At 47.8% G+C, this 22,203-nt stretch carries 17 protein-coding genes; 10 read left to right on the forward strand and 7 right to left on the reverse strand.

Features of this window, described 5'->3' with window-relative positions; translation table 11 throughout:
• Positions 1–257: 257 nt before the first annotated feature.
• Both KME11_05630 and KME11_05635 read right to left on the reverse strand, forming a co-directional pair.
• Positions 258–524, reverse strand: a complete 267-nt coding sequence (locus tag KME11_05630; GenBank protein MBW4514688.1) for a hypothetical protein — start codon at positions 522–524, stop codon at positions 258–260.
• Positions 472–813, reverse strand: a complete 342-nt coding sequence (locus KME11_05635; GenBank protein ID MBW4514689.1) for a hypothetical protein — start codon at positions 811–813, stop codon at positions 472–474. Before KME11_05635 ends, KME11_05630 begins: the two co-directional genes overlap by 53 nt.
• 284 nt (positions 814–1,097) lie before the next feature.
• Between KME11_05635 and KME11_05640 the strand changes: the two genes are divergently transcribed.
• Positions 1,098–3,032 (forward strand): protein kinase, encoded by a 1,935-nt coding sequence (locus KME11_05640; GenBank protein ID MBW4514690.1) that lies wholly within the window; start codon positions 1,098–1,100, stop codon positions 3,030–3,032.
• Positions 3,033–3,095: 63 nt separating this feature from the next.
• Entirely contained in the window at positions 3,096–3,500 is a 405-nt protein-coding gene (locus tag KME11_05645; GenBank protein MBW4514691.1) for a DUF4332 domain-containing protein, read from the forward strand.
• Positions 3,501–3,519: 19 nt separating this feature from the next.
• On the opposite strand, the gene KME11_05650 is transcribed toward KME11_05645, so the two are convergent.
• A complete protein-coding gene (locus tag KME11_05650; protein ID MBW4514692.1) occupies positions 3,520–4,032 on the reverse strand; it encodes a GNAT family N-acetyltransferase in 513 nt (170 codons plus the stop codon).
• A gap of 338 nt (positions 4,033–4,370) precedes the next feature.
• Here KME11_05650 and KME11_05655 point away from each other — a divergent pair, with 338 nt between their 5' ends.
• Complete coding sequence (locus KME11_05655) at positions 4,371–5,096, forward strand: hypothetical protein (GenBank protein MBW4514693.1); 726 nt, start codon at positions 4,371–4,373, stop codon at positions 5,094–5,096.
• A 2-nt stretch (positions 5,097–5,098) separates the two neighbouring features.
• On the opposite strand, the gene KME11_05660 is transcribed toward KME11_05655, so the two are convergent.
• Positions 5,099–5,731 (reverse strand): universal stress protein, encoded by a 633-nt coding sequence (locus tag KME11_05660; GenBank protein ID MBW4514694.1) that lies wholly within the window; start codon positions 5,729–5,731, stop codon positions 5,099–5,101.
• A gap of 812 nt (positions 5,732–6,543) precedes the next feature.
• On the opposite strand from KME11_05660, the gene KME11_05665 reads away from it, so the two are divergent.
• Both KME11_05665 and KME11_05670 read left to right on the forward strand, forming a co-directional pair.
• Positions 6,544–6,951 carry a hypothetical protein gene (locus KME11_05665; protein MBW4514695.1) on the forward strand — a complete coding sequence of 136 codons (408 nt, stop codon included), beginning with the start codon at positions 6,544–6,546 and terminating at the stop codon, positions 6,949–6,951.
• A gap of 61 nt (positions 6,952–7,012) precedes the next feature.
• The gene (locus KME11_05670; protein ID MBW4514696.1) at positions 7,013–8,581 is read left to right on the forward strand and encodes an LCP family protein; all 1,569 of its coding nucleotides are present in this window, start codon (positions 7,013–7,015) and stop codon (positions 8,579–8,581) included.
• Here KME11_05670 and KME11_05675 read toward each other — a convergent pair.
• The gene (locus KME11_05675; protein MBW4514697.1) at positions 8,547–9,536 is read right to left on the reverse strand and encodes a GntR family transcriptional regulator; all 990 of its coding nucleotides are present in this window, start codon (positions 9,534–9,536) and stop codon (positions 8,547–8,549) included. The two genes, KME11_05670 and KME11_05675, sit on opposite strands and share 35 nt — an antisense overlap.
• A gap of 115 nt (positions 9,537–9,651) precedes the next feature.
• On the opposite strand from KME11_05675, the gene KME11_05680 reads away from it, so the two are divergent.
• From KME11_05680 to KME11_05700, 5 genes are all read left to right on the forward strand, one after another.
• Positions 9,652–10,398 (forward strand): dienelactone hydrolase family protein, encoded by a 747-nt coding sequence (locus KME11_05680; GenBank protein MBW4514698.1) that lies wholly within the window; start codon positions 9,652–9,654, stop codon positions 10,396–10,398.
• A gap of 34 nt (positions 10,399–10,432) precedes the next feature.
• Positions 10,433–11,656: a cytochrome P450 gene (locus KME11_05685; protein ID MBW4514699.1), complete on the forward strand. Its 1,224-nt coding sequence runs from the start codon at positions 10,433–10,435 to the stop codon at positions 11,654–11,656.
• Positions 11,657–11,718: 62 nt separating this feature from the next.
• Positions 11,719–18,420 carry an aminotransferase class I/II-fold pyridoxal phosphate-dependent enzyme gene (locus tag KME11_05690; GenBank protein MBW4514700.1) on the forward strand — a complete coding sequence of 2,234 codons (6,702 nt, stop codon included), beginning with the start codon at positions 11,719–11,721 and terminating at the stop codon, positions 18,418–18,420.
• A gap of 23 nt (positions 18,421–18,443) precedes the next feature.
• Complete coding sequence (locus KME11_05695) at positions 18,444–19,259, forward strand: SDR family oxidoreductase (GenBank protein ID MBW4514701.1); 816 nt, start codon at positions 18,444–18,446, stop codon at positions 19,257–19,259.
• On the forward strand, positions 19,259–20,992 hold the full coding sequence (locus KME11_05700; protein MBW4514702.1) for a hypothetical protein: 1,734 nt from the start codon (positions 19,259–19,261) through the stop codon (positions 20,990–20,992). Before KME11_05695 ends, KME11_05700 begins: the two co-directional genes overlap by 1 nt.
• Here the strand turns inward: KME11_05700 and clpS are convergent.
• Positions 20,978–21,271 carry an ATP-dependent Clp protease adapter ClpS gene (clpS, locus tag KME11_05705; protein MBW4514703.1) on the reverse strand — a complete coding sequence of 98 codons (294 nt, stop codon included), beginning with the start codon at positions 21,269–21,271 and terminating at the stop codon, positions 20,978–20,980. The two genes, KME11_05700 and clpS, sit on opposite strands and share 15 nt — an antisense overlap.
• Positions 21,272–21,705: 434 nt before the next feature.
• Positions 21,706–22,170 (reverse strand): type II toxin-antitoxin system VapC family toxin, encoded by a 465-nt coding sequence (locus tag KME11_05710; protein ID MBW4514704.1) that lies wholly within the window; start codon positions 22,168–22,170, stop codon positions 21,706–21,708.
• Positions 22,171–22,203 lie beyond the last annotated feature (33 nt).

Raw genomic sequence — 22,203 nt, forward strand, 5'->3', positions numbered from 1 at the left:
ATGTAGCCTGTAACCAAACTACTGGCTGCGTAGCTAAATATCACTTTAATCTCGATTATTGCTTATTCTTATCACACACAAGGTGTCAGCGATCGCCTTAACATCACCCCACATCAATAACTGCACTCAATCTTTAATGCGATCGCCCCAATCTAAGTTCCAGTGCGAAACTTCAGTAGACAGGGCAGACGCGTCTAAAACTTAACTTTGGATCGGGTTTAACAAGATAACGGCTCAAAATAGCTTTGTCGCATTGCCTACAACTCTGACGCTGCCAGCCGACCTTCAATCGGCTCGTATTCATCCTCTAGCAACCAAGTTTGTGCTTCATCGTAGGTTGCACTGGCGAACACGACCTTGTATCCCTCAGCAGGATCACACACACGACAATTGCCTGATGGATCACCCAACAGCAACAAAATGTAAGGGGGCGATAGCATGGGGTCAATCCAAACTTCGGCGAAATTCCAATCACTCTTGGCTGGATCGAGTGCGCGGGATGACATGGTACCGGTCTTCTGCATCAATCTTCACCTCTCCATAAAACAACGCAGTGCTTGAACCATCATCGGGGCTGGTTCGATACCCAATCGGCTCAGCAAAAAACAAGCCATAACGCTCGTATCCTCGAATAACTCCAGTAAACTCTCCTCTCTCTATGATGGCTTGAGTAACTTCCTCCATTGTGGATGCAGTGTTGAAAACATGAGCAGATCTGCCTCGTCTCAGCAATCTTTGTACTTGTGGTGTATCGGGCAGATGTTTGGCAATGTGTCTAGAATCAGGAATAATCTCACGGTCAATGCCACTCATAAACTTGAAAAATCGAGTGTTTTGAGCATATCACGCTTAATTTCATCGACAATACCCGAACTCTTATCTAACCGACGACTTCTAAAACACCGATCGCCCCGCATCACTTGTACATTAATTACAGCACTTAATCTTTAACCCGATCGCCCCAAATCACATCCTAGTGTGAAGCTTCACGAACCGGATTCTTGCTATCATTAGGTGCCAACTCGCCACAGTAGTTTTCAGGGAGCCTGTTTTCTCTGGGGTGTTTTCAAGATTGCGAAAGGTTGAGCTAGCTCGTTATGCAACCCCCTATTGATGCTGGAACCGTTTTACAAAACCGCTATCGAGTCCTGAGTGTGCTGGGGCAAGGCGGCTTTGGTCGTACTTATTTAGCAGAAGATAAGGGTCGCTTTGATGAACGGTGTGCGCTAAAAGAATTTATTCCGCCGCAAACCAGCGCTTATGCTCTCAGTAAGTCGCAAGAGTTGTTTCAGCGAGAAGCAGCCATTCTCTACCAAATCCAGCACCCGCAAATTCCTCAGTTTCGCGCCACCTTTGAGGAAGAAGAACGACTATTTTTGGTACAAGATTATGTGGAAGGAAAAACCTATCGATCGCTGATGCTAGAGCGCAAGGCATTGGGCAAAACCTTTAGCGAACCAGAAGTAATTCAGTTTATTCAGCAGTTGTTGCCAGTGCTGGCTCACATCCACAGCAAGGGTATTATTCATCGCGATATTGCTACTGATAATGTCATTTTGAGAGAACGCGATCGCCTCCCTGTTCTGATTGACTTTGGTGTTGTCAAAGAAATTGCCACCCGCATTCAATCGGTAGAATCGGGCGCTCAGCCAACGACAGTGGGCAAAGTTGGCTACGCTCCTAGCGAACAAATGCAAACGGGGCGGGCATATCCTAGCAGCGATTTGTATGCGCTGGCAGTATCGGCAATGGTGCTATTAACCGGGCGAGAGCCGCAAGAGCTTTACGACGATCGCAACCTGACTTGGCAGTGGCAGCGCTGGGCAACTATTAGTCCGGGGTTCGCCCAAGTGTTGAGCCGGATGTTGAGCTATCGCCCGGGCGATCGCTACCAGTCGGTCAACGAAGTTGCCCAAGCATTACAGGCACTTAATCCGGCAACAGGCTATGCTCCAGGTGCCACCATGCCGCCTAGTCCGCCCTCTGTCCTTACACCGCAGCCGCCACCTGCCTCGGAAATGCGAACGATGGCTGTAGGTCGTCCTGCGGAGACAAGGCAAACTGGAATGGATGAGGGTGGGCGATCGCGTGAAATTGCGCGACGACAACCTTCTCCTGTCATTCCCCGTCAAACTGAAAGCTCAGTATGGGACAATCCTCTAGCCGTCATTTCGATTGGTACAGGCTTGGCAGTCATCACCGGAATTGCATCTTGGGCAGTCGTTAGTGCAGTACTGTCCTCCCAAAATGATGCTCCGACACCGATCGTTTCAGTCACACCCACACCCACACCGACCGCCACACCCACGCCGACCCCGACACCGACAACAATTGAACCTATCAGTCGCCAAATTGACCTGCCACCGACAGGCGAAGCGATCGCAGTAGAGGGCAACTTGAGGGAAAAAGAATCCATTAACTATATTATTCCAGCACAGCAAGGGGATACCTTGACAGCATCGCTAGAGGGAGAAGGCGTGTTGATGACAGTCTTTGCGCCCACCCGTGACCCTGCCAACAATCAAGCCACCCGTGTCCCATCTTGGCAAGGCATTTTGGACTTTACGGGCAACTATGTGATTAGCCTCAGTCCGGTTCAAGGCGTATCGGAGAGCGTCTTCAAGCTGAACATGAGCTTACTGGCTCCGACTCCAACGCCGACAGCAACGCCAACGCCAACGCCAACTTCCATAGAGACTCTGCCCCCTGATCCGCCTGAGCGGCAGGTGATCACTCAATCCCTAGACCTCCAAGCGGGGCAGCCATTCGAGTTTTCTGATGAATCGGATCAAACCAAAATTCAACGCTACTTAATCAACGTCCAGCCGGGGCAAGTGATGAAAGTTGAAGTTAAACAAGGTGAAGTCAAGCTTGATGTTCGTTCACCTAGTGGCGAATTGGTCGATGATGCCAGAGGCTTGACCAACTGGGAAGGGCAAATTACTGAGGCTGGTAACTATCAAATCGATGTAATCGCTGATCAGCGGGCAAGCTTTACCCTGAGTGTTGGTATTGCTGCATTAAATCCATAGCATTTCCGTCACAATGAAGAAGTCCCCTCACTCTAGGATTCTATGCCCCTACAGAACCGCTCAATGAATTGGGCGATCGCTCAACTCCCCGGACTTAGCAGCCAAGATCAAGAGCAGCTAGCGGGTTGTGGAATTGAAACGACACAGCAACTTCTGAGAACTACCAAAACCCCTATTGAGCGGCAAGACCTGGCAGGCAAACTACAAATTCACATTCAGCACGTCAACAAATGGTTTGCTTTGGCTAACCTAGCCCGAATTCCCTCAGTGGGTTGTCAATATTGTGGGCTGCTGCTCCACGCAGGCATCAGCAATCCCTTTCAACTGGCGCAGGTTCCCCCAGCCACCCTGCATCGTCAAATTCTCAGACTTCAAGTCTCTACGGCACAGCGCCCCGATCTGTGTCCGGGCTTTAATGAAGTGGTGCAATGGATTGAGCAAGCGCGTGAACTAACAACCAGACGTTAAATCACGACATTAATTAGGGTTAATCAGGATACCAAAACATTCCTTTAATGCCTTCTGGGTCAGTCATAAATCCCAAGCCCCGATAAAAATCAACCACTTGCGGGTCAGCGAACAGCGTAATGTTGCTAATGTCTTCATTACGCAGTTTTTTAATCACCTGCCGCATGAGCGCTTTACCTAATCCCTTATTTTGATAATCAGGATGCACGACCACATCCCAGATTGTGGCGTTAAAGGCGTGGTCAGAAGTTGCCCTAGAAAACCCAATGAGTCGGCGTTGCGTGCCTCGTTGCTCCCACATGGAAACAACCAGAAAGCTGTGCTGGATTGCCTTTTTGACCTTTCGCAAAGGACGACGCGACCAGCCCACCGCATCGCAAAGTTCCTCTAATTCGTAGAGGTCAATCTCGCGATCGGTGCTAAAAAAAATACGGAAATTACCAACCGTTAAACTCGGAGTTGTCTGTCCCTCAGCCTCAGTAAGCCTGGGTGCAGTTTCAGCGGTACTAAATAAACTTTTCCAGAAACCCATGTACGAATGGATAAGGTGATGCAGGGCAAATAGCAGTACTTAGCAAATAGCGGTAATAGATAGTATATCGCTCAGGTCATTTTTCCATCGTCATCTTTGAGATCAGTTTGCTGAGATTAGCGATCGCCTATCAAAACTTAAGCTTCTCTACTTAACCCGTATGGCATGAAGAAGAAAACAGACTGAACCTGCATCATACCGCCAAAATGCGCTTCTAGCAGGTCGCTCAGTGACTTCTCTAATTTTAGATGAGAGATTACGCTTCACTTCGGGTTCTCTAAGCTAGGGCTTTGCCCCTGCGACACACCCCTAGCTCAGGAAGTCCCTTTCCCTAAATTATGGCTTCAGGCTTAAAACCCTCAACATTAGAACTACTGAAGCGCTTCAACCGGACGTTTCCTCAGTTTTATGAGCAATTTGTGAGCAGCGAAATCCAGCTTCAAAATCTGCGGCTCGCCTACCAAATGTACAAAAGCCGCCAAGCGGTGATTGACCTGAGCCCAGAGGGCACCAAGAGCGCCTTACACTTTGCCTATCGCAATCAGTCGTTTTTACTCAGTGATATTTTTGGCGTGTTGGCAGCCTACGGATTGACCATTCATAGCCTAAGTCTATATGGGCAAATTTACCCACCTATGCTGGTGTTTGCCAAGCTAGTTGTTTCCAGAGGCGGCAAAGCCTTGACAGGTAAGACTGCTGAAAACGTTTGTCGAGCAGTCCGAGAGTCGCTGGCAGGACGGTTTGAGGTAGAAGAGATGCTGGCAGTAGAGTTTAACCTGGACGCTGGACTGGAGCAGGTTGAAGCAGAATTTTATGTAGACCCAGTATTTCATTTACCCGCACTGCTTATTGAAGCAGATAACCAGCCAGGGCTGTTCTACAAGGTCATGTATGCCATTTGGCAGGAAGATTTACTGGTCGTTAATGCTAACCTGCTAGTATGGCGAGGGCGAACGCGCTTGATCCTTTATCTACTCGGTCCTAATGAAAGCTTAATCCCAGAATATTTAGGGCAAAAGATTGCAGAAGGGATGAAGCAGCGACTCTTAGGACGGCGCTTCTAACCTTAAAGGGCTTCTAGTTCTGTGGGAATGCCTAGAACAGGACATGGGAATCGGGGCGTGAGTTGCTGAATTAAGGGATGGCGATCGGAGCTACAGCCGACAAAGAGAATATCAGCAGATTCTGCTTCAACAATGCGGCATAGCTCAGTGGCAACATCACCAAAACAGAGGTGCGCTTCGAGAGAGCCGCGCCATTGTTCGCCCAAGCTCCGGGCTTGCCAAAGAATGCGATCGCCCTCTTCTAAAAGTTTATTGAGCGACACTGCTGGTGTAACTTCTCGGACTCCGGTGGCGTTGACAACGGGACGGGTTAGAGTTGCTGTCCCTGCGCCAGAACTTCTAGAAGGCAACCCTAAAGAAATTTCTTGATTCAACACATAAACAACATGAACCATGACCTGTGTGCGACTTGCTAGGCGAGTTTGATGCGCCATCCAAAGAGCAAAGTCTAAAGCAGTGCGACTATTAGGAGAATCGTTATAGCCAATGACAATGGTGGTGCCTTTCGACTTTGGGGTAGGAACAGACGGAGCGCTCAGAAGTAGCGGTTCGCCAGAAACTAAGAGCATTTGTTCGCTCAAGTTTTCTACTTGAAGAGCAGTTTGTAGACGCATCAGCATTGACTTAACTTTCATAGAGTCTCCTGTAAATCTGCGAAACGAGCACACCAGACGACAACAGCTTGATAGGCTGCATCAAAAGTCGTCCTTGAAACAGATTCGAGGACACTGAGTCAGAAGCAAATGCTGAATCTTCAGTCTCCCCTCAATGCCGACGGAGTTAGCTGACGGGCTAGGGCTGAGAGGTGCCCTTCTAGGTTAGATTCGCCCCACTACAAGGATGGTTCCTCCGTTCCTGCTTTATCTCCGTAACTGATAAAGCGAGGGATTAGGCTGACTCAATAGGCACACGAGCAGTAAATGCCTATTGGCGAGTCACATTCAAGCTAACATTCTCTTGAGATCCCGTCAATTTTTATTTTAAGCTCAATTCTTGAGCTTCTCCACGGCTCCCCACTGGCTAAAACTCTAGTATTTAACTTTATTCTCCAAAAGATTAAGCTGGATAGCATTGCACAGGTTCTTGATTAGGGCACGCGAGTCAGAAACCAGCATCAGGGCAGCTTTTATGGGTATCCTTCACCTTTCTGCTCCAGTCGTAATCTATTTCAAATGGAAGTCGATCGCCCCTTGTTCACGGCAAGTTGGAACAATCAGACAAGGATAATTCTGTTTTGGAGACGGGTAGACAAGCTTCAGCAGCTTCACCCGCTGTCATTCAATCCATCGTTCGAGCAATCTACCGTTCGAGTAATCTACTGAGAAACCGGGCAATCTACCGTTCGAGCAATCTACTGAGAAATCGGGCAATCTAACAGGGTTCTATCTGCGCAAAATGTTGTATAACTTGTGTCCAATACACCTGTATCGCCCTTGTATCGCCATCTATGAAGCAATCTGACCCGATTGAAAGTGAAGAGCTAGACCGCTTGCAGATATTGATCTATCTAATCCCAGTGCTAGGATTTTTCCCTGCCCTTTGGACGCTTTATAGGCAGGCAGAAGGGCGCGCTGCTACGCAGATACCGCAAGGGTCGCTGACAGGTCACTCTGAAAAAACACGCCGGAACGCTAGTCGATTAGCTGTTACTTTAGCGACAGGCTGGATTGTGGGCTACACCCTGTTGGGATCTGGGGCACAGGCTGTGGACTCGCTAACGTTGCCGTTACTGATTACTTCTAGTCTGCTGACTTCGGGATATTTTTTAGTTAACATCTGGCTGATGGTGCGCCTTTGGCAAGGTCAACCGATTCGGCTACCGGGAATTAGTCGATTAAGCGATCGCATTCCCTAATCATCTGACTCTGATTCAGACTTTTAACGAGTCGTTGGGTCGTCCCTACATTTTTTAGTCTGTGAGGCTGTTTGTGTCTATTTTCAATCCTTCTAATTTTTCTGCTGAGCTTTCTCCTGAGAAAATACCTAAGAAGTGGCTATGGCTTACTTTAGGGCTGATTGGGGTGGCAGTTGTGTCAGCTTCGGCAGGAGCTTTATTAGCCGTGAGCATTTCCAGTACGCCGCTCATGCAAACAAAATTGAGTCGAGAGGAGGCTAAAGCTTTTAACCCTGACAAGGCGGTTTCTTCGGACAAAAATCTTCCCTTGCCGACGCTAACTCGCCCAGTCAATATAATGGTTTTAGGGGTCAAGGTGTTGACTACTGATCTAGAAAATCCGCCTGCTAACAGTGAGAACTTAGGATATCAGGCGTTGGTTAATTCCCTAGATGGCTTATCTGACACGATGTTGATGGTTCGCTTCGACCCAGAGCAACGGAAGCTAGTCGTCTTGTCAATTCCTCGAGATACGCGAACTTGGGTGCAGGGCATTGGGCTGACGAAGCTCAATGAAGCCAATTATGAGGGCGGCCCTGCTTTGGCAGCAAAAGCAACCAGCGAGTTGTTGGCAAACACGACTATCGATCGCTACATCCGCATTAACGTTCAAGGTGTAGAAAAGTTGGTGGATGCCTTGGGCGGCGTGAAGTTGTACGTGCCCCAAGCGATGCGCTACCAGGATGACAGCCAGCATCTTTACATTAATTTGAAGCAGGGTGAACAGCAGCTTAATGGCGCTCAGGCGCTTCAGTTTTTACGGTTTCGCTATGACAACTTAGGAGATATTGGGCGGGTGCAGCGGCAGCAGATGTTGATGCGCGCCCTGATGGAGCAGGCATTGAACCCAGCGACTTTGGCAAGATTGCCTCAAATTTTGTCGGTGATTCAAGCCAATATTGATACAAATTTAAGCGTAGAAGAGTTGGTGGCGCTGGTTGGCTTTGCTGGGCAGCGCGATCGCCCCAAAGCCCAAATGCTAATGGTTCCGGGCGAATTTAGTACCCCTGACCAATTCGAGGCTAGCTACTGGCTACCCAACCAGGGCAGGCTTGATGCCATGGTGACGCAATATTTTAGCAGTCAGCCCCTAGCGTCTTCGAGCAACGTCCCTCTGCCCCAGAGCTTAAAATCTGAGGTAGAGTCTTTAGCAAATATCCAGGTGGCGATTCAAGACAGCACAGGCAAGCTGGATACGGCACAACTGCTGAAGACATTGAGTGCTGCTGGCTACGGCGGTAGCTTCGTGGATAATCCTTGGAACCAGCCCTTAGAGCTAACGCGAATCATTGCCCAGCAGGGAGATGGAGAAGCTGCTGAAGCCATCCAGAGAGTGTTGGGATTTGGTGAAGTGCAGATTGAGAGTACGGGAAATTTGGAGTCTAATATTACGATTCGGATCGGGAAGGATGCACTAGAGCATAAAGCCATAGCGGCTCCCAGATCTAATCCTAGCCCTAGCCCAACTCCGGCTCCTAGCTCTACTTCAATTCCTGGCTCTACTTTGACTCCTAACTCCAGCCCGGCTCCTCCTCCTAGCCCTGAATCAGAGCCAGCTACTCCAACCCCAGTTCCCGCTTCAGTAAACTGATGGATTTTTCGCCAATATAGTTTTCGCAACAGATGAGTTGGGGCGATCGAATCAGGTCTTCTCTGGCATCGGCGATCGCTTGTTTGACAGCAACTTGGCTAGGTAAGTCAAAACAGAAGATGGTCTGCGAACTGCGCACCATAGCGTTAAGACGTTGCGTATCCTTCGGCTGGGTGGTCATAATAAGTAGCTCGTCACCCCGAAGGCTGTGGACAATGACTTCTGAGGCTCGGAGAATGCCAGAGCTAAGGCTGACCAAACCGAGACGACTATCTTTGGTGAGTTTGAAGAGCTTTTGAATTTCTTGACCATAGTCGTAAATATCGACGGGGATGACGCGCACAGACTTGGGAGAAGCGATCGCTTCTGCTTCTCCAATGAAATAGCGACTGGTCACGACCGTTCCCGATCGGGTTTGATTTAGCACTTCTTTTAATTCTTCCATCGGCACAAGCTGCACCGGAATCTGAAGCGCCAATTCTAGCTCCTGCACCATCAGTTCACCTGCCCCAATGTCTTGCCGGGGAGCCGTGACCAAGACACGAGCACTACACCGCAGCCGCCAGTCGATTTCTACGAGGAATAATTCTCTCGCTTGAGTCAGGGAGCAGCCTTGGGCTAATAGCTCATCTAGACTGGTTTGGACTAGACGATGCGCTTCTGGATATTTATCGACAATGGGCGATCGGGTTCTGGAACTGCCGCCCTCGTCGCCCTGCGCCCGAACGTAGATACCGGAGCCTGCCTGGGCATCCACAATGCCGTCGTCTTCTAGCTGACGATAAACTTTGCTGATGGTGTTGCGGTGCAGCCCAGTTTGCATTGCCAATTGGCGGGTGCTAGGAAGACGATGCCCAGGTGGAAATTGGCGAGAGGCGATCGCAAAGCGAATTTGGTTATAAAGCTGACTAGATGCGGGAATTTCGCTATCTGGCTGAATATGGAACTGAACCATTTTAAGTTCTCCGAAATCCCCTTGATGGGGGCTTAAGCATAATCTTCCGCTGGGATTATACGGAATCTCAACAATTTATGTTCTAGTGTAATTGCGAGTTTCTCAATCATGACCTATGGCAACCCAAAATTTTCACGCTAGACCTGTCAAAGTGATGAATCAAGACTTGGAAATTGATGCCTACCTAGCAGAACCCAACGGTGAGGGGAGATTTCCAGCCGTTGTCGTGATTCAGGAGATTTTTGGAGTGAATGCTCATATTCGGGACGTGACGGGGCGGTTTGCCCAATTAGGTTATGTAGCGATCGCCCCTGCCCTTTACCAACGCCTGGCTCCAGGATTTGAAAGTGGCTATACCTCTGAAGAGATAGCCCAAGGACGGCGCTACAAGGATCAAACTCAGGCGACAGAGCTATTAGGAGACGTGAGTGGGGCGATCGCCTACTTGCAGGGGTTGCCCAATGTGAACGCAGAGGCGATCGGCTGTATTGGCTTTTGCTTTGGGGGGCATGTGGCGTACCTAGCGGCAACACTGCCTGCTGTAAAAGCCACCGCCTCTTTTTATGGGGCTGGGATCGCTACGGGAACTCCAGGGGGCGGCGAACCGACTATCGCTCGAACGGCAGAAATTAGCGGCACACTGTACGCTTTCTTTGGTAGAGAAGATGACAGCATTCCGGCTCAACAGGTCAATGAAATTGAGGCAGCGTTGGAGAAGCACCAAGTGTCCCACCAAATCTTTCAGTATGCCGGGGCGGGTCATGGGTTCTTTTGCGATCGCCGAGGTAGCTATAATCCAGAGGCAGCAGCAGATGCTTGGGAACAGGTGAAAGCACTCTTCGCAAAAACATTGGCGAGTTAAATCTGTGGGTTAAGGCAAATCTAGGGGTACGGATATGCAGGAAAAACGACTAGAATTTAATCCATTTAGCTCAGAATTTCAGGCAAATCCTTACCCGATTTATCAAACATTGCGAACAGAATCTCCGATTCACCAGGTCAAAGGCTTTAAGTTTAATCAGTGGTTTTTGTCGCGCTACAAAGATGTCTATGCAGTCTTAAATGATGCTCGGTTTAAGGTTGATGATTTACCTGAACGATTAGCAGATAAAGCGTTGCATTTGAAACAAAAGGGGGACTTTGAGCCGTTGATTCAGACCGTTAGCCATTGGCTTTTTTTCCTAGAACCGCCCGATCATACGAGGCTACGATCGCTAGTTCAAAAAACATTTTCGAGCATGAAAGTTGAGCCATTGCGTCCTCGAATTGAGGCGATCGTTAATCATCTACTCGATCAGGTTGAAGATAAACAGATGGATATTATGATGAGTCTGGCAGCCCCTTTACCCGCCTTAGTCAGTTCAGAATTATTGGGAATCCCCATTGGCGATCGCGTCACCCTAACCCAATGGGCGTACACCTTATTTCATGTGTTTGATCAACCCTTATCGCTCCAGGACTACCAGCACATCAGTCAGGTTGCCCTACAATTCAAGGAATATTTTGGTAAGTTGATCACAGACTTTAGAAAGAATCCCCAGGACAATCTCATCAGCAAACTTATTCAGCTTTGCGACCAGGAAGAAAAGCTAAGTGAAGCAGAGCTAATAGGATTTTTAAGCATGTTGTTTAGCGTGGGTCAGGAGACGACAGAAAACTTAATTGGAAATGGCATTTTTGCGCTACTCCATCATCCGGACTTGTTAGAAAATTTGAAGCAGAACCCACAGCTAATGGGCAATGCACTAGAGGAATTGTTGCGCTATGATAGCCCCGTTCAAATTATTAGCCGAACTGCGATCGAGCCTGTAGAAATGGATGGAAAGGCAATTCAAAAAGGCGACAAGGTTAATCTTTTATTGGGAGCAGCAAGCCGCGATCCAGAAAAGTTTCCGGATCCCGATCGCCTCAGTTGGAATCGTCAGGAAAGTTCACGGTTACCGTTCGGATCAGGCATTCACTATTGCTTGGGTGCTGAGTTGGCGCGGGTGCAAGGACAAGTGGCGCTGAGTAGCCTGATTCAGCGTTTTCCTCAATTACAATTGCAGTCAGAAAAAGTTGAACGACGTAAAAACATTGTGTTGCGTGGCTTCAAAGTTTTATCTGTAACTTTCGCCTAAATTTCTTACTTAAATCTCGCTAAGTTCCTGCCGTCATCCACCCCTTGAAACCTTCTAAGCCCATGAAATTAGAGCCAGTTGCGATTATTGGAATTGGGTGTCGTTTCCCAGGTGCTAATAATCCAGAAGCCTTCTGGCAATTGTTGCGCAATGGGGTAGATGCCATTACCGAAATACCCTGCGATCGCTGGGACAATACTCGTTTTTATGATCCTGACCCAACCCAACCCAATAAAACAAATCAGCGCTGGGGCGGGTTTCTAGATCAAGTAGATCAGTTTGACCCACAATTTTTTGGCATTGCCCCACGGGAGGCAAGCAGCATTGACCCGCAGCAACGCATCATTCTAGAGGTCGCTTGGGAAGCGCTGGAAGATGCGGGGCAGGTGCCAGGAGAATTAGCAGGTTCGCAAACAGGGGTTTTTGTCGGTATTGGGACGCACGATTACTCAGTGATGCTGTGGCAAAACCCGGTGAATGATCCGTATGCAACCACGGGAACAGGGAATTGCATTGCCGCTAATCGGATTTCCTATGCGCTGGATTTGCGGGGTCCTAGTCTGGCGATCGACACGGCTTGTTCTTCGTCTTTAGTTTCAGTGCATTTGGCTTGTCAGAGTCTTTGGCAGGGAGAATCAACGCTAGCGTTGGCGGGAGGTGTCAACGTATTGCTGCTACCGACAGCAATGGTAGGCTTCACAAAAAGCGGTTTGATGGCTGCTGATGGGCGTTGTAAAACCTTTGATGCGGCGGCAGATGGCTATGTGCGTAGTGAAGGGGCGGGTATAGTCGTGCTGAAGCCTTTGAAACAAGCGAAACGAGAGGGCGATCGCATTTATGCAGTCATTCGCGGAGGAGCAGTCAATCAAGATGGGCGCAGCAATGGGCTAACGGCTCCCAACCCGCAGGCGCAGGAGGCAGTGTTGCGGCGCGCCTATGCCCAGGCGGGTGTATCGCCGGGACAAGTGCGGTATGTGGAGGTGCATGGCACGGGCACAAAATTGGGCGACCCGATGGAGTTGAAGGCGCTGGGGACGGTGTTGGCGGAAGGTCGTCCGCTAGGACAGATTTGCGCGATCGGTTCAGTGAAGACCAACATTGGGCATACCGAGACAGCAGCGGGAATTGCGGGGTTGATTAAGGTAGCATTGGCATTACAGCATCGAGAGTTACCGCCGAGCTTGCATTTCCGTCAGCCCAATCCCTATATTGATTTTCAGAGGCTGTCTGTGCGAGTGCAGGAAAGGCTAGAGAAGCTGGAGGGAGAGGCGATCGCAGGAGTCAGTGCTTTTGGCTTTGGCGGCACCAACGCCCATATTATTTTGGAATCTGTCCCTTCACGAAGAATCCGCACGCCTAAGAAAAAGCAACCAGTACAAGAACTACATTTACTGACGTTGTCTGCTAAAACAGAACAGGCTTTGCATGATATAGCAACACAACTTCAGGTATTTTTAGAAGAGCATTCTGAATGTTTATTAACAGATGTTTGCTACACAGCAAATGTCGGGCGATCGCATTTCTCCCATCGTCTTGCCATCATTGCCGAGTCGTTAGAATCGCTACGTCATCAACTTTACATATTCACAACGAATACTAGACAGATACCAACCAGGAAACCACCAATTCGACAGGCGAATCGCAACCCTCAACTCGCCGAAATTGATTGGCAACTGCCTCAAGAAACCTTACTTCAGCAAGTAGCAGAACGCTATGTTCAAGGCGAAAAGATTGACTGGGCAACATTTTATCAGGCAAAGTTTTATCAAGGGGAGCGCGATCGCTTCGAGATGCCCGTAAGGGGTCGCCTCATTTCTCTACCCACTTATCCTTTTCAGCGTCAGCGGTTTTGGGCAGAGGGAGCAAAGTTAGCTATACCGCAACCGCCAGAAGTACACCCACTTTTAGGACAACGCTTGCAGTTAGCAGGGGTGACAGAGGTACGTTTTCAAGTGCAAATCCACCCTCAAAGTTATCTAAAAGATCACTGCATTTTCGGTCAGCCGATTTTCCCAGCAGCAGCCTATCTAAAAATGCTGCGAACGGCGGGGGCACAAGTCATGCTTGATCCGCAGGTACAACAATTTAGAATTGAGCGATCGCTACCCCTGATCGAAACCCAAATTCTTCAAATTGTTCTAAAACCCGAGAAAGATTATTACATTGCCCAAATCTTTCGACGGGTATCTGATGAATCTTGGACGTTACAAGCCTCTGCACAAATTAATCATGCAGAACGTCGTGAACCCGTTCACAGCCCTTTTCACTTAAACGTGCAGCAGTTCATCACTTCGCAAGTGACAAAAGATATCTTCTCTATAGTAGAGAAAGAGTGGCGATCGATTCCTGTGGATGAGTTTTATCGCCAGCTTCAAGATCAAGGACTAGAGTATGGTGCAAATTTTCAGGGCATTCAGAACCTTTGGCAAGGAGAAGACCAGGCGATCGCCCAAATCCAGCTTTCCAAAGATCTACAAACTCATCTTTACAAACTTCACCCGAGTTTATTAGATGCTGGCTTTCAAACTTTAGGCGCTTTACTCTCTGAGTCTTATTTACCAGTAGGATGCGATCGCTTTCAGGTGTTTCAAACTTTGGGCGATCGGGTATGGAGCCATGTGCAGATTACTTCTAGAAATGCCCAACAGGTTCAGGCGAATATCTCTTTGATGGATGATGATGGGGCGATCGTGGCTGAAGTTATAAATCTATCGTTACGGGTAGCAAGTCCTTCTGCTTACCCTCTTCCTGAACAAAAGAATGAACGACAGAGTGAACAAGAATATGAACAACACAGCGAATGGCTCTATAAAGTAAATTGGCAGCCCAAAAATTTGGAAACACAATCGAGTGTAGAACAGAAGGATTGGCTAATTTTTGCAGATCGAGAGGGGTTAGGGATATTGCTGGCAAAGCAGTTGGAGATGAGAGGCGATCGCTGTACGCTAGTTTTTTCTGAACAAGTTGACCTGACCCAACCAGAGGATTTTCGGGCATGGGTGAATCAGAGAATTGCACAGAATATTATTTATCTATGGAGTCTAGAAGAAGCTGAAAACCTCGATCTGTATTCCTTGCAAAATGCACAGATCCAGGGCTGTGCAGGAGTGCTGCATCTGGTTCAAGCCTTGGCAGAATCGTCTGCTCGTCTCTGGCTGGTTACTCGTGCAACTCAGGCGATCGGTTCACACGCGCAGCAATTACATCAGTCTTCACTCTGGGGTTTGGCGCAAGTAATACGCGCAGAATATCCTAATTTATACTGCGTATCGATTGATCTAGACATGAAGGGTAATGATCTACAGATATTGCAACAGGAACTAGATAGTACGCAATTAGAGGAACAAATTGCGTACCGTAGAGAAAATGCTTCACAGAACGCGAAAGCAGAACGATATGTGGCTCGGTTAATACCTTACACTAAGCCCTCTATTCCCCCAGAATCCTTTCGTCTTCAGGGTTCTGGAACTTTAGATAATTTGGTTCTGGCTCCCTACCCTCGGCGCACTCCTGCGCCCCATGAAGTCGAAATTCAGGTCTGTGCAGCAGGCGTTAATTTTCGAGATGTGCTGAATGCATTAGGAATGCTAGATCAATGTTTATCGAAGGACTTGCAGGGAGAAGCAACCTCCATCCCTTTTGGTGGCGAGTGTGCTGGGCGAATTATCACGATTGGGCAAGCGGTAAGAGGACTGTGCGTTGGGGATGAAGTGATAGCGGCACAGGCGATCGGTAGTTTAGGCAGTTTTGTTACCGTGGATGCCAGGTTTGTGGCGCAGAAGCCAAAGGAGATAAGTTTTGTTGAGGCAGCAACGATTCCGATCGCGTTTTTGACAGCAGATTATGGGTTAAAGCTAGCAAAGCTAAAGAAGGGCGATCGCATTTTGATTCACTCAGCAGCGGGTGGAGTGGGGCAAGCTGCTGTTCAAATTGCGCAACAGGTGGGGGCAGAAATATACGCCACTGCTAGCCCTGCAAAATGGCAGTTTCTCAAATCTCAAGGGATTCAGCACGTTATGAATTCTCGAACGTTAGAGTTTGCCCAAGACATTAAAACATTGACTCAAGGCAAAGGAGTTAATGTGGTTTTTAATAGCCTAAACGGAGATTTTATTCCCCGTAGTTTAGAGGCGCTGGCTCCAGGTGGACGGTTTGTAGAGATTGGCAAAATCGGCATTTGGACGGCTCAACAAATGCATAAGATTCGGAGTGATGTAGCGTATCTTCCCTTCGATTTGCTCGATATTTCTAACCAAAAACCTAGTCTAATGAGTGACTTATTGCAGACGCTTTTACCCAGGTTTCAGCAGGACTTAAAGCCCTTACCTTACACTGTTTTTTCGATTACAGAAGCTGCCAGCGCATTTCGGTATATGGCACAAGCTCAGCATTGGGGGAAAGTCGTGATATCTTTTCCTAACCCATTTGTGACGCATGAGAATGCCAGCTATTTAATTACGGGCGGTGTGGGCGTACTAGGACTTGAGGCTGCAAAATGGTTAGTGGAAAGAGGTGCAAAACATCTGATCTTGACCTGGCATAAGAATTTTTCGGAGTCAGCAAAATTAACGATCGCCCAACTCGAAAAATCTGGAGCAGTCGTGCAGGTTATTCAAGCAAATGTAGTAGACCAGGAGGCGATCGCGGCTGTTCTCAAGCCCTCTAATTTACCGCCGCTTCGAGGCATCATCCATGCGGCTGGCTCATTAGATGATGGCGCACTGACAAGACTCACCTGGCAGCGCTTTCAGCAAGTCATGGCTCCCAAAGTTTTTGGCGCTTGGAACTTACACCAATTAACTCAGCATTTACCGTTAGATTTCTTCGTTTGTTTTTCATCGGCAGCAGCGTTGCTAGGTTCGCCAGGGCAAGGCAACTATGCGGCTGCAAACGCTTTTTTAGATGCACTGATGCACGAGCGCCGACGTTTAGGATTGCCAGGATTGAGCGTTAACTGGAGTGCTTGGTCGGAGGGAATGGCGACTAGGGTAGGACAGAAAAAGCTAGCAGCGAGGGGAATCGGGTCGATTACACCTTCTCAAGGCTTCCAGATTCTGGAGAACTTGCTAGAAGAGGATGCGACACAAGTAGCGGTTTTGCCGATCGATTGGGCAGTGTTTGGAGCACAAATTTCAGGGCGAAAATTGGCTTTTTTAAATGAGATTTTGAAGCCACATAAGGCTTTACTGGGGCTAGAAGCGAGTCATCAGTCTCTGCTGCACTTAGAGAATAGCGCTGATTTGACGGAGAAAATTCAGGGGCAAGTTGCAAAAATTCTTGGCTTTTCTGCATCTCAACAGGTTGATCTGCATCAGAAGTTCGATGACATGGGAATGGATTCTTTGATGGCTGTAGAATTATCTAACTATGTTCGGACTTTGTTGGGCAGCGCGGTGCCGCTAGATTTGGCATTCGAGTATCCGACGATCGCATTACTAGTTGATTATTTGTTTCAGCAAGGATATACCCATAGAGCGCTTCAGGCTCCAAACCGTACCAATGGAAGTAATGGAAAATCACAAGACTCTTCACCAGATCCTGTACCAGATGTACCCTTAGAGTTTTACCAGTTCAGTCGATCGCCAGAATATCTTAATATGCAGTCCTATCTTCAAGAAGTTGGGAAAGCGGGTAATCCTTTTTTTACAGTTCATGATGGTGTCGCTGGAGATATTATTCAAACAAACGGAAAAGAACTGATTAACTATGCTAGCTATAACTATTTAGGAATGTCGGGTCATGCTAAGGTTAACGCCGTAACAAAGGCAGCGATCGATCGCTATGGCACTTCTGTATCAGCAAGTCGCGTCGTATCAGGAGAACGTTTTTTACATCGAGAGTTAGAGCAAGAAATTGCGGATTTTTTAGGTGCAGAAGAAACCATTGTTTATGTGGGAGGACACACCACAAACACCACTACGATCGGGCATTTGTTTGGAAAATCTGACCTGATTTTGTACGATGCGTTAAGCCATAACAGCATTCGTCAAGGATGTGCTTTATCAAACGCTGCTGCAATTGAGTTTCCTCATAATGATTGGCGATCGCTCGAGCTTTTGCTGTCGCAACAGCGCAGACATTACGAGAAAGTTTTAATCGCCATTGAGGGCATCTATAGCACCGATGGCGACATTGCCCCTCTACCCGAAATCGTCAGAATTAAAAACCGCCACAAAGCGTTTTTACTAGTCGATGAAGCCCATTCTATTGGGGTGTTGGGCAAACATGGGCGCGGCATTGGCGAATACTTCGGCGTTCCTGGCAACCAGGTTGATTTGTGGATGGGCACGCTAAGTAAATCGTTTGCAAGCTGCGGTGGTTACATCGCGGGATGTCGAGCATTAGTAGAATATCTTAAATACACTGCACCAGGATTTGTGTTTAGCGTGGGGATGTCGCCTCCCAACACAGCTTCGGCTTTAGCAGCGCTGCGGCAACTTAAAGCTGAACCGGAACGAGTGACACAACTGCATGAGCGATCGGCGCTATTTCTCAAGCTGGCAAAAAAGCGAGGACTCAATACAGGAATGAGCCAAAATTCTCCGGTGATTCCAATCATTGTAGGCGAAGCAGAAAAGGCGATCGCCCTCTCTCAAAATCTGGCGCAACGCGGCATTAATGCCCAGCCAATGATTCATCCTTCAGTGCCCCACAATGCAGCACGTTTACGCTTTTTCATCTCTTGTACTCACACAGAAGAACAGATTCGTCTTACAGTAGAAACGCTTGCTGAGGCGATCGCCCAGATCGAGGCAGCGGTTTAAGCGTAAACTTCAGGAATTCTCTTATGGCTTTTAACCAACAACACGCCGTTATTACAGGCGGTTCCAGTGGCATCGGCAAGGCTACTGCTCAGTTGCTAGCCAGCCAGGGTGCAAATATTTCTATCATTGCTCGAAACCTAGCAAAATTAGAAGCCGCGAAGACTGAGATTGTCAGTGCTTTTCCTCACTCAAACGTCTTAACTTTTACAGCAGATGTTTCCGATCGCGCTCAAGCAGAACAGGCAATTACAGCCGCGATCGCCCAACAAGGCGCACCCGATATCCTCGTTACTTCCGCCGGAATTGCCCATCCTGGCTACTTTCAAGAGCTTCCTATCGAAATTTTTGAACGCACGATGGCGATTAATTATTTTGGAACGCTCTATTGCATTAAAGCGGCTCTGCCTGCCATGGAGCAACGACGGCAGGGATCGGTTGTGCTGATTTCGTCTGGGGCAGGATTAATCGGTCTCTATGGCTACACGCCTTACAGCCCCAGCAAGTTTGCCCTGCGAGGCTTGGCGGAGTCTTTGCGGGGAGAACTGAAGGTTTTGGGTATCCATGTGGCGATCGCTTATCCACCTGACACCGACACGCCACAGCTTGCTGAAGAAAAAAAAACCAAGCCACTCGAAACCCAGAAAATCACTGCATCGGCAGAAACTTGGAGCGCAGAAAATGTTGCGATCGCCATTGTTAAAGGAATTGAGAAAAAGCAATTTGCGATCGCCCCTGGCACTGAAATGAGCATTTTACACAAGCTGAGTAGTCTTATTAACCCAGTCCTGAACTGGCAATTTGATCAAATTGTAGCTAAGGTTCGTGCAGGTAAAAAATAATGATGGAAGCCCTGAAATCGGAAAAATTAGCCTTCAAACCTGGTGCCTGGTTTCCTGGTGGTTGGTTTACGTTGAGTCTAATATTTCCCCTCTACTACGGTCTGCTTTCTATCTTCTTTGCGTTCAGTCATCCATACATTATTCAAGATGATGCCCGACAACACGTTGTTTGGCTCCAGCGCTTCATTCATCCACAGCTTTTTCCGAGTGACGTGATTGCAGATTATTACCGAGCGATCGCCCCTGTAGGATATACCACATTCTATGCATTCTTTGCAAAGCTCGGTATTGAACCCCTCTTACTGGCTAAAGTCATTCCGCTCTTCATTGGCTTAATCACGAGTATTTATGGATTCAAGTTATTCTTACAAATTTTGCCCATTCCATCCGCAGCCTTTTTGAGTACATTAATTCTTAATCAAACTATCTGGCTCAAAGATGATGTTATTTCTGCTAGTCCTAGAGCGTTTTTATATCCTCTTTTTGCCGCTTTTTTATATTTTTTGGTCAAACGCTCCACTGTTCCCTGTCTGATTACCATTCTGTTTCAAGGATTGCTATTTCCTCAGATCGCTTTTGTTTACTTAGGCGTTCTCACTGTTCGCTTATTTCAATGGCGCGATCGCTCCTTGCAGCTTTCTCAAAATCGTCAAGATTACCTAATATGGGGCTGGGGATTGGCGATCGCCCTAGCCGTTATTTTGCCCTTCTCATATCACCTAGCAGAGCTAGGAGCTACCTTTACCGTCGAGCAAATGAAAGCGATGCCAGAGTTTGGCACCCAGGGAAGAACCCGTTACTTTGGCGTGAGTCTGTTTGATTTTGTGATGAATGGGTCTAGCGGTATTCGTCCGCCCTTGCTGCCGCTGGTCATTTGGACAAGCTTAGGACTGCCGTTTCTGTTGAAATCTCAGCATTCGGTAAGCCGATTGATAACCCCAAAAATTAAGGTTCTGGCACAGATCTTAATAGCTTCATTGGGCTTATTTCTGTTAGCGCATCTTTTATTACCCAAGCTTTATTACCCTAATCGATACACCTATCACAGCTTGCGTTTTGTCATGGCGATCGCCGCTAGTATCGTCTTATTTGCTTGGCTCAAATCCGCTCAACTGTGGCTCACTCGAAGGCTATCTTCAAACAAAGACGCATTCACTCTTAAAGAAACGTGCTTAACAGGTTTAGCAGGATTGTTTATTGCGGCAAGCGTCTTAATTCCGGCAACGCCCGCGTTGGTATTTTTGGTAGAGTCTTGGAATGTTGGTAGCAATCCCGCAATTTACGAATTTTTAGCCGCTCAACCCAAAGACATTTTAATTGCATCTTTAGACGACGAAGCCGATAACATTCCAGCATTTGCCCAGCGATCGGTTCTAGTCAGTGGTGAGTTTGCTTTTGCGTTCCACGTCAATTATTATAGCGAAATGAAACAACGGGCAGAAGCAACGCTTAAGGCAGAATATAGCCCAAACTTGTCAGACGTGCAGCGTTTTATTCAACACTATGGTATCGATTTCTTTCTAGTCCACAAAGACTTTTTAAAACCTGAATATTTGTTGAGTAAAGTTTGGCTGGTCAATAGCTCTTTTCAAAATCAAGTGTTTGCCGCTGCTACCCACCTCCAAACAGGTAAAGCCCCTGCGCTGGCTGGAGCGTTGGAGCAGTGCGCGATCGCCACCACCGAGACTTTGCTGCTGCTAGATGCCCAGTGCGTTGGGTCAAGCAGCCTCTAATGGAGCGAGCGTTAACCCTGCGCGGCTAAGTTGCTGATGGTAAAGCTCGGCTTGCTCTTGTGGCCCGACCCAAACAATCGCCTGTCCTTCATTGTGGATCTGGTGGGTTAGCTCCCAGGCGCGATCGCTGGTCATATCAGGGACATATTTCATCAAGCATTCTGCTACATGGGGAAATGTATTGAAATCGTCGTTCAATACAATAATTTTGTAATTGGGGTAGGTTTTGGAAACTGTTTGACTGGCTTTGTCAGGGGCAAGAGTAGGCGCGGTTGCCATAGAGTAGGGTTGGGTGAGCAGTGGCATAGGCATAACAAGGGAAGAGCTTGAGAGAAGTACAGGATGATGATTTTCTCCATTTTAACAGCTTAAACAAGTTCAGCAGATCGGGGGCGAGAACCCGCTTCTTCATGAGCAACGTCAAGGCGACAGAAATCAACTGATGGGAATCAACCTATGAGTTTGTTTGAGAGGATGTCTGAGAAGTATCAAAAATTCTTACACTTGCCCCCCAACCCCCCATTTTGGGGCAGGACTTCTGCACCAGTCCTCCTTCAAAGTCCCCCAGAATTGGGGATTTAGGGGGCGGATCGGATAGCAATTTAGACTTCTCAGACATCCTCTGACGCGATCGCCAATTCCGCCAATTCCACATTTCTAGCAAAAAAAATTCGTATCCGCTTCATCAATTTGTTATGCCGCGATCGCCATCTTTATGGCTCATCAGCTTCAAAGGGTGCCAAATCTTGTGGTTGAGTAATTGTAATACTTGATATACCTGCAAAGTCACTTGGATTGAAGGTCAAAAGATGTGTAATTCCATTTGCAAGCATTGTTGCGACGATACGAGCATCATGGGTGCGCTTACCGAGTACTCGGTTAGTTGTGACTAAGTTCAGCCAATTTGGAAAAATCTGCGGAGATTCCTCCAACAATGGGAAACGGTCAAGAAGTTGGTCTATCTTGCTTCTGGTTTGTTCTACAGTCCAGCCTAAGCCATTGACTTGAGTTGGTCTTGTGGCAACAACCCAAAATTCGACAATTATTTGCGGCGCAAGTAAACATTCATCTGATCGCATGAGTAGACGAGAGATTGCATCCGTTGCAATCTGATGCCGTACATCGGAAGGATTGCAGAACCGCATAACAACATTGGTGTCAAGCAGATATGTTGTCATCGTAAATGGTATCGCGGCTAAAGGCTTCATCAG

The organism is Timaviella obliquedivisa GSE-PSE-MK23-08B, from assembly GCA_019358855.1.
GTDB lineage: Bacteria > Cyanobacteriota > Cyanobacteriia > Elainellales > Elainellaceae > Timaviella > Timaviella obliquedivisa.